This window comes from Streptomyces calidiresistens (assembly GCF_014141525.1).
Taxonomy (GTDB): domain Bacteria; phylum Actinomycetota; class Actinomycetes; order Streptomycetales; family Streptomycetaceae; genus Streptomyces; species Streptomyces calidiresistens.
This window is the reverse complement of the sequence record NZ_VKHS01001428.1, coordinates 1-693: the sequence shown is the minus strand read 5'-3', so window position 1 is coordinate 693 and position 693 is coordinate 1. Positions and strand designations below refer to the sequence as shown.

At 78.6% G+C, this 693-nt stretch carries 2 protein-coding genes; both read left to right on the top strand.

All coding sequences use genetic code 11. The features are described from left to right. Nucleotides 1-270, top strand: a 270-nt coding sequence (locus tag FOE67_RS29855) for a hypothetical protein (protein WP_438874328.1), incomplete at its 5' end; no start/stop codon positions are given. Further along, on the top strand, nt 192-665 hold the full coding sequence (locus tag FOE67_RS27660) for a hypothetical protein (RefSeq protein WP_228474373.1): 474 nt from the start codon (nt 192-194) through the stop codon (nt 663-665). The genes FOE67_RS29855 and FOE67_RS27660, both read left to right, overlap by 79 nt. The last annotated feature ends 28 nt before the right edge of the window (nt 666-693 follow it).

Genomic DNA, 693 nt, shown 5'->3' with positions numbered 1-693 from the left:
CTGATCCGGGTCGGCTCCCGCACCGAACCCCACCCCCGGCTCGCCCGACGGGCGGCCGTTCGGGCCGCCCGGGTCCTGGGGCGCGCGGCCGGTGAGCCGGTGGAGGTGCGGCCCGTCCTCGCGGTGGGCGCCGTGCCCACCTGGACGAACTCGAACGACGCCTGGCCGGTGAACTCCTGGTGGGAACCGCCTTGGACCGACTCGAACCCGCCGGGCGCCGCACCCTGCACTCCCTGCCCCTGCCGGCCCGCGCCGTCCTGGCGCACCTGACGATCGGCCCCGGCGGGGTGTTCGCGGTGCACACCGTCCACGCCGGCGGCGCACCGGTGGTGATCGGCGCCCCGGCGGGCGCCGAACCGGCCGGGGACCTGATCCGGGTCGGCTCCCGCACCGAACCCCACCCCCGGCTCGCCCGACGGGCGGCCGTTCGGGCCGCCCGGGTCCTGGGGCGCGCGGCCGGTGAGCCGGTGGAGGTGCGGCCCGTCCTCGCGGTGGTCGCCGGTCGGATCCGGATGGTCCGTCGCCCCGCCGACCTCCCGGTCCTCGACATGACCGACGGAACACCGCCGGCGGTGCTGGACCGCGGCACGCCGGTCCTCAAGCCGGACCGGGTCGAGTATCTCCACGCGCTCGCCCGGGACCGCCGGAACTGGCGCGAGGAGTGAGACCACCCGGGCCCGGCGGGGGCGGGGC